Annotated in this window: 2 protein-coding genes and 1 pseudogene; 2 read left to right on the top strand and 1 reads right to left on the bottom strand. The window is 37.6% G+C overall.

From position 1 onward, the window contains the following. The first annotated feature begins 751 nt into the window (after window positions 1–751). Window positions 752–1,315: a hypothetical protein gene (locus tag H5181_RS20170; protein ID WP_182751880.1), complete on the top strand. Its 564-nt coding sequence runs from the start codon at window positions 752–754 to the stop codon at window positions 1,313–1,315. Window positions 1,316–1,925: 610 nt separating this feature from the next. Here H5181_RS20170 and H5181_RS20175 read toward each other — a convergent pair. Further along, a pseudogene (locus H5181_RS20175) lies at window positions 1,926–2,969 on the bottom strand (IS110-like element ISShfr7 family transposase). Between the two features lie 195 nt (window positions 2,970–3,164). Here H5181_RS20175 and H5181_RS20180 point away from each other — a divergent pair. Further along, on the top strand, window positions 3,165–3,428 hold the full coding sequence (locus H5181_RS20180; protein WP_123884729.1) for a hypothetical protein: 264 nt from the start codon (window positions 3,165–3,167) through the stop codon (window positions 3,426–3,428). The last annotated feature ends 132 nt before the right edge of the window (window positions 3,429–3,560 follow it).

Below are 3,560 nucleotides of genomic sequence, written 5' to 3' on the forward strand. Positions count from 1 at the left end.
CTTCGATAAACATAGTTTTCAGTTCTTCAAAAGCTGTGATCACTAGCCAGTCGATGCCGTTAACATGATGGATAAACATTGAGTTTCTCGGTAATTCTGATGCGGAGATTTTAACATTATCAGGGAAGAACATAGTAGAGATTTAGTAATTATGTGCAATTTACGGTCATTCACTAGGCCACCTTGAAACACGTCTTTGCCCCAAAGTTTGTTTAAAATATGAACTTGTGGCCACATCATCCCAGACGAAAAATACTAAAAAGTCCATAATTTTCGATGGGGATCGTACTGCTTAACACTTCATCAGTATCTGGCTTATAAATATCGGATAAGTATCCTGTGTAAGCCATATTTCCCACCTTTATGTTGTGTGTACTGTATACAAAAACAGTTGTAATGGTTTTTTAGTGTTTTTTAAGTTAAATCGGCTAATAAGTAAACTAAAGTAGTACGATAAATAATTTGTATATTTTGTAATGCATTGAAATAAAGGTGTTTTTATTTCCTGTTGAATATTGAGTCCACTTTTAACGCGCTACCTCGCTTTTATTTGTCAGTGGCGTTAAATAAAACTGCTTTACATCAAGAAGATAGTAAATGTAGGATGATATTAATCAATAACTTAAAAGGGCGACTTTAATTTTTTTTGCCCTTCAATAAGCTGTTATACGTTTTTATGATGTCGAGGCGTTTATTCCATTAATATCCAGTCTCACAAGGGAATAATTATGCTTTACAGGAAGGTTCAATAATGAATGATGAAAAGCCACTGAATAGGGTTAACGGTACAAATTTTCGTGACTCAATATTAAAAGTTGATGGCAATTTAGCTGTATTTAGAAAGAACTGGCGTAGTAAATCTTCATTATTTTTGTTTGGGTTTGGTTGTGGTTTGTTTTTTTTCTTTATTGCTTTTATGTCGATAATAACCACGCCCAACCTTGTTGAATTGTGGGGGGAAGGATTGGCAGTTTATATATTTTTGTTAACTATATTTATTTTGTTATTAATATTTCTTTACCGAGTGGCGTCTAAAGTACATTGTTTTGATTTAGCTCAGCAACTATATTATTGCGGAAAGGAACCTGATGATAAAGCCATTCATTTAAATAATGTTACTAGTGTCCAGGTGATTAGAAAGCCTATTTATAACAATAGTCACAAGTATGATAGTTTTGAACTTAATATAGTAACAAAGTCAGGTAAACGCATTAAAGTCAGTGATCATAGCGAAGGTGACTGGATAAAAATAGAGGCGAAACAATTAGCTGATTTTTTAAAAATAGAATTAAACCTGATTAACACTAATGCATAAATATAGGAATAAAATAACGGTTAATTATTATCCTAATTACTACTGTGCAAGCAAACGTATAACACATATGAGCCTTCCACCAGTCAATAGGCGAGCCTAACTTATTTGACTGCTTTTGCAGTCAAATTAAAATCAATCAACAAATTCATCTACTTCGTCTGTCATTTAGCTGTCAAATCATCGTTTACAGCAAACACATATAGAGGCTCTCTTAGTGCGATCTTATCGCTGCCTGACTCTTTTCAATCCGTTGAAATATCAGGGGCACTACGACTAAATGGATTTAGGAGGTAGAGCGACGCAGGAGGCTAAAGCCGAGACATTTATCGGTTAACCCTAAGATGGCACTATTCAAGTCAGAGGTGCTTTTTGCACAGTTAGTTTCAGGCTCATTTAGGGTGTAAACGACTTTGTTGATTGTATTTATCAATGCGCGCCAATAAGGTGTCATTCTTTGTAAAATCAACAGCAGGCAATGTAGCTTAAATAGCATTTGGCATAGTGATGATGGTGAGAAGTCATTGCTTCATTAGCCACATCATTCACGGTCATGCTCGCTTCTCTTTTTAAGAGTATCTAGTTAGACGTTCAGCTCACCTTATTGCGCGACTTATCCTTTTAAGAATCGTTGTTCATCAAACACCGTTTTGTTCTTCAGCATGAAATAGACGCAGCGACCAAGCTTATGTGCCAGTGCAGACAACGCCTTTGCTTTACTCATTCATTTTTGTAATCGATTAAGGTAGTTACGTGCTTTGTCATTGCCTCGTAGGTACAGCACCGCTGCTTCTGAGAATGCCCATTTCAAATGAGCATTACCGATTTTATTGCCATTGGTGCCATAGGTTTTACCCGCTGATTCTGCTTTGCATTTGACCAATCGAGAGTATGAAGCAAACTTTTGTACTGACTCAAATCGACTGATATCACCGATTTCATAGAGGATTGTCAGTGACAAAATCTTGCCAATACCTGGTACTGTTTTCAGTAATTCTAAATAGACGGGATTATGGTTTTTGGCCTGTTTTTCAATGAACCATTCAACCTGTGCGAGTTCCTTTGCATAACAATCAAGTAGTGCCATGTCTAAATCAATGTTGCGTTGGACGATAGGGTCTTGATATTGCTCGCGAAGTTTTTGTCTTGCAGAGATGTTTTTAAGGTTAAGTGCAGTGGCAGGTAAATTGTATTGGCTGTTGGTGTTAACCACATGACCTTTGAGCATGGCCCCGTGACGGACAATCTTCATTCTTCGGCGCAGTAGATCACGAGCTGCGCGCATTTCACTTGGATAATCATAAGCTATTGGAAAGTTACCACCACGCAGTAGTGTGGCAATTTTAAAGGAATCGACTTTATCATTTTTGGTTTTACCACCGTGAATCGCCTTCATATAAAGCGCATGACCTAAGATAAAATCAATCCCAAGTTCAGCACACCAGTCTGACACCCAATACCAGCAATGCATGCACTCAACCCCGACAATTACATTGCCGATATAAGGTTCTAGAATGAGTAATAAGTCATCTTTACTGGCACCTATCTTTTTATGAGCTACAACTTCCCCTTTAGAATCAATGATACAGACATAAAGTAAACGTGCATGTAAATCGATACCACAGTAGTATGGATGTGAGTTATTATAAAATCTCATTGAGCTTTCTCCTGTTGGTTTAGTCACCTTAAGCATACCGCTGATGCGGCTTGCTAGGGAGGGGGCTCAATGAGTATCAAGAAAATCAACAAGGACACGTAACAGTTGGCTACGTTTCGCTTCGCTATACAATTTTAGCCAACCATTACTTAGCCTGTTATTTGGGCGTTATAAGCCATTGAGGAACTGGGACTAATGCTATTAGAAATGTCATTATTATTGGTACTTGTTTTCAATATCTATGTCATTTACAGAGTAGTAAAATGCAGCATTCTTGAGAAAGTCCAAAAAGTGTTACAAATACTGATCGTTCTTATTTTTCCAATCATTGGGGCTATAGTCATTTTACTTTTTATCCGTAACATCGAGAAAGATAATGAACCACCAAATAGTGGTCAGTTTGGTGGAGGTCCTCAAAAATCTTTATCAAACTTCGAAGTGTTCAATGGATCGGATTAATGGATTATAATCGGGTAGCCGGAGGTATCTAGCCTCCAGCCCCCACACCACCCTGCATGCGGCTCCGCACAGGGCGGTTCATTTAGAACCCCTAACTAAACTTTCTGGTTAGGATAATGAACTGCGATCCAT

It is taken from the genome of Shewanella sp. SG44-2, assembly GCF_014164215.1.
Taxonomy (GTDB): domain Bacteria; phylum Pseudomonadota; class Gammaproteobacteria; order Enterobacterales; family Shewanellaceae; genus Shewanella; species Shewanella frigidimarina.